Source organism: Phenylobacterium sp., from assembly GCF_044372605.1.
Lineage (GTDB): Bacteria > Pseudomonadota > Alphaproteobacteria > Caulobacterales > Caulobacteraceae > Phenylobacterium.
The window spans coordinates 1-2,643 of the sequence record NZ_JBILRO010000336.1 but is presented as its reverse complement, the minus strand read 5'-3'; the positions used below and the strand labels follow the sequence as shown (position 1 = coordinate 2,643).

Sequence of the window (2,643 nt, the reverse complement as noted above, 5' to 3'; positions counted from 1 at the left end):
CATGGTGGGCGGCCGGTATGTGTTGAGCCTGCCGCAGGGCGCGGCGCACGCCTATGAGCTGCCCTATCTGTTCGGCATGGCGGCAAGCCAGAACGCCGAACAGACCGCGCTGAAGGCGACCATGTCGACCTACTGGACCAACTTCGCCAAGACCGGCAATCCCAACGGCGCGGGCGCCCCGGCCTGGGCGGGGTTCAAGGGCGGGACGGTCCAGGCGCTGGACGTAGCCTCGGGCGGCGGGGTGACGGCGATGACGGTTGACGCCTTCCGCGACCAGCACCTGTGCAAGACGGCCTGGGCGAAGCAGACGTTCTGAGGGCCTACTTCAGCGCGTAGCTGACGGTGGTGACCACGCGGATTTTCTTGAACACCTGGGAGGCGGGGTCGTAGCCGACCTCGTCGCGGCCCAGGATCTCGAACGAGCCCTGGCCAGCCGAGCGGATGCCGCCCAGCTGGGCGCCGGAATCGCGGGCGAACTGCTGGGCGCCGGTGCGGGCGCTGGCGGTGGCCTCGGCGATCATGGCGGGGCGAACGGCGTTGAGGCCGGTGAAGAGGTAGGACGGGCCGGTGTAGTCCTGCAGCACCACGCCCTGGCGGATCAGCTTGTCGAGCTGGCGGGCGGTGGCCTGTACGCGGTCGACGTTGGTCGTGCGCACGATCACGGTCTGGGCGACCCGGTAGCGGGCCGCGACGTTGGACTGCTGGTATTCCCGGGCGTACTGATCGGTCACTTCGAGTCGACCCAGGTCAATCTCGGCAGGCTTATAGCCCTGGGCGGCCAGGAAGGCGCGGACGGCCACGGTGTCGCGGTCGACATCGGCCTGGACGACCTGCAGGTCATCGCCAGCGGCGGCGAACTTCAGCGGCAGGACGGCCAGGTCCGCCTTGACGATCCGCTCGGAGAGGCCGCGGACCGAGACCGTACGATCGCCGATGCGGGCGTTTTCCAGCCCCTTGCCGATGAAGGCGCCCGCGCCGGCACCGCCGAGCGCCAGCAGCCCGCCGACCACGGCGGCGGCGATGATGCGATTGTCGATCATGGTGTCCTCGATGGGTTCGGGGATCCTTGTAGCAGGTTCGGCTGTCAGCTGGATGAACGGGGCAGCTGCTTCTTCATGAACACGCGGGGGAAGGCGGGCGGCGGGCCGTCGATCTGGCCGAACACCTCGAAACCTAAGCGCTCGTAGAAGGACCGGGCCTGGAAGGCGAAGGTGTCGAGCCAGATGTCGCGGCAGCCCTGGCGGACGGCTTCGGCCTCGGCCTGGGCCATGAGGTCGGTTCCAAGACCTTGACCCCGCGCATCGTCGGGCGTGATGACCAAGGCGACGTAGAAGGACCCCCAGAGCGACAGCGCCCAGAGGCCGCCGCAGATGGTCTCGGTCCCCGGCTCGTGGATGACCAGGGCGAAGGACTCACCCCCCGCCTCGCCCATGGCCGCGGCGTTGAAGGCCAGCAGCCGCTGGAGGATCGGCTCGTAGGCCGCATCGGGATCGGCGGCGCGGGTGATGGCGTAGGTCATGGGCGGCTCAGACCGTCTCTACCGGGTGGCCGAGCGCCAGGCAGGCCTCGTGGAGACGACGATCGAGGGTGAGCAGCGTGGCGCCGTGGGCCATAGCGATGGCGAGATGCAGGGCGTCTCCGGCGCGCAGCGCCAGGTCCTGGCGGTCGGCAAGGCGGGCCGCAGACTGGAAGTGGCTCGAGTCAATCGGCAGAACCACAAGGCTTTCGCTCACAAGCTTCCGGTAGGTTTCCAGAGCACGCATACGGTCGCTTGGCATCAGCGCCCGAGTCCTGATCTTGATCGCCAGCGCCGACGAAAGCTCGGCTGTGACCCAATCGCTAACCAAGGCCTGGCTCGGGCCAAGCCGGGCAAACCGGGCACGCATCAGGTCCGACTTCGTCTCGGACACGAGCGCGGCGACGAGCGCCGAGGTATCGAGATAGACGCTCAGTAGCGATCCTCGTCACGCATGCGCCGAACGAAGTCTCCAGCGGATTCCTCCTGAAACGGCATGCCCGCCGTCAGCGCCTCGAGCGCTGCGATATCAATCGGCTTTCGAGGTGCGCCAACACTATTGATCTCGGCTACGGGCTTGCCGCGCCGGGTGATACGGATCGGCTCACCCGCGGCGGCGCGGGTGATGAGTTCGCTCAGACGGGCCTTGGCCTCGGCGAGGGGGATGTCGGTCATCGGATTCTCCTGACCATCTGGTTGGTCACTTAGCATGCCCGGGCGGCTGAACCAAGGCAGGCGCGTGATCGAAGCTGGTGTATGGAAGGCGCCCATAGCAGAGCGAGGACCGGACATTGACGATGCTTGAAGGGCCAATGCGCCTGCCCGCTTCCGGCGGGGCGCCGCAGTCGATGGTGATCTTTCTGCACGGCTACGGGTCGAACGGCGACGACCTGATCAGCCTGGCCGAGTACTGGCGCGGCGCCTTGCCGGACACGGTGTTCCTGTCGCCCAACGCGCCGGAAATCTGCCCGGGCGCGCCGGATGGCTTTCAGTGGTGGGGCCTGAGCAACCTGACGCCGGGGGGCCGGGCAGCGGGCGTGCGCAAGCCGGCGGCGGGACTTAACGCCTTCATCGACGCAAAACTGGCCGAGTACGGGCTGGATGAGGCCCGGATGGCGCTGGTGGGG

Annotated in this window: 6 protein-coding genes; 2 read left to right on the top strand and 4 right to left on the bottom strand. The window is 67.9% G+C overall.

Annotated elements, in window-relative coordinates; genetic code table 11:
- Window positions 1-316, top strand: a 316-nt coding sequence (locus tag ACIQ42_RS17840; protein WP_397423570.1) for a carboxylesterase family protein, incomplete at its 5' end; no start/stop codon positions are given.
- A gap of 4 nt (window positions 317-320) precedes the next feature.
- On the opposite strand, the gene ACIQ42_RS17835 is transcribed toward ACIQ42_RS17840, so the two are convergent.
- The 4 genes from ACIQ42_RS17835 to ACIQ42_RS17820 are packed head-to-tail and all read right to left on the bottom strand — an operon-like array spanning window position 321 to window position 2,191.
- Window positions 321-1,040, bottom strand: a complete 720-nt coding sequence (locus ACIQ42_RS17835; protein ID WP_397423569.1) for an SIMPL domain-containing protein — start codon at window positions 1,038-1,040, stop codon at window positions 321-323.
- Window positions 1,041-1,084: 44 nt separating this feature from the next.
- Entirely contained in the window at window positions 1,085-1,519 is a 435-nt protein-coding gene (locus ACIQ42_RS17830) for a GNAT family N-acetyltransferase (RefSeq protein WP_397423568.1), read from the bottom strand.
- Between the two features lie 7 nt (window positions 1,520-1,526).
- Window positions 1,527-1,952 carry a type II toxin-antitoxin system VapC family toxin gene (locus ACIQ42_RS17825; protein WP_397423571.1) on the bottom strand — a complete coding sequence of 142 codons (426 nt, stop codon included), beginning with the start codon at window positions 1,950-1,952 and terminating at the stop codon, window positions 1,527-1,529.
- The gene (locus tag ACIQ42_RS17820; protein ID WP_397423567.1) at window positions 1,949-2,191 is read right to left on the bottom strand and encodes a type II toxin-antitoxin system Phd/YefM family antitoxin; all 243 of its coding nucleotides are present in this window, start codon (window positions 2,189-2,191) and stop codon (window positions 1,949-1,951) included. Before ACIQ42_RS17820 ends, ACIQ42_RS17825 begins: the two co-directional genes overlap by 4 nt.
- Window positions 2,192-2,328: 137 nt before the next feature.
- Between ACIQ42_RS17820 and ACIQ42_RS17815 the strand changes: the two genes are divergently transcribed.
- The coding region (locus ACIQ42_RS17815) for an alpha/beta hydrolase (protein WP_397423566.1) at window positions 2,329-2,643 on the top strand (315 nt) is incomplete at its 3' end.

What these genes read in the sequence shown, in the direction of transcription:
- ACIQ42_RS17835 (WP_397423569.1), bottom strand. Translation starts at nt 1,040, where the DNA reads ATGATCGACAATCGCATCATCGCCGCCGCCGTGGTCGGCGGGCTGCTG.
- ACIQ42_RS17830 (WP_397423568.1), bottom strand. Translation starts at nt 1,519, where the DNA reads ATGACCTACGCCATCACCCGCGCCGCCGATCCCGATGCGGCCTACGAG.
- ACIQ42_RS17820 (WP_397423567.1), bottom strand. Translation starts at nt 2,191, where the DNA reads ATGACCGACATCCCCCTCGCCGAGGCCAAGGCCCGTCTGAGCGAACTC.